At 57.8% G+C, this 303-nt stretch carries 1 protein-coding gene; it reads left to right on the forward strand.

Features of this window, described 5'->3' with window-relative positions:
- Nucleotides 1-303 (forward strand): mannonate dehydratase (locus tag P0G09_RS18500; protein ID WP_275253404.1); only part of this gene is annotated, 303 nt, incomplete at both ends.

A 303-nucleotide genomic window follows, 5' to 3' on the forward strand; every position in this document is an offset into this window, starting at 1 on the left:
GCTGTTCCCGGCCTCTGCTCCTGTCACCAAGGAAAAGCTGTGGGAGAACCAGAAGTACTTCCTGGAAGCTCTGATGCCCACCTGCCGCGAGTGCGACATCAAGATGGCTATCCACATGGACGATCCCCCTAGGGATATCTTCGGCCTGCCCCGCCTGCTGGTGGATGCTGAGAGCATCGACCGCTTCCTGAGCATGGTGGACGATGAGTACTACTGCCTGACCCTGTGCTCCGGCAGCCTGAACGCAAACCCCAACAACAATGTTGCAGAGATAGTCCGCAAGCACTGCGACCGCATTGCATT

It is taken from the genome of Faecalibacterium sp. DFI.5.82, assembly GCF_029076575.1.
Lineage (GTDB): Bacteria > Bacillota > Clostridia > Oscillospirales > Ruminococcaceae > Faecalibacterium > Faecalibacterium duncaniae.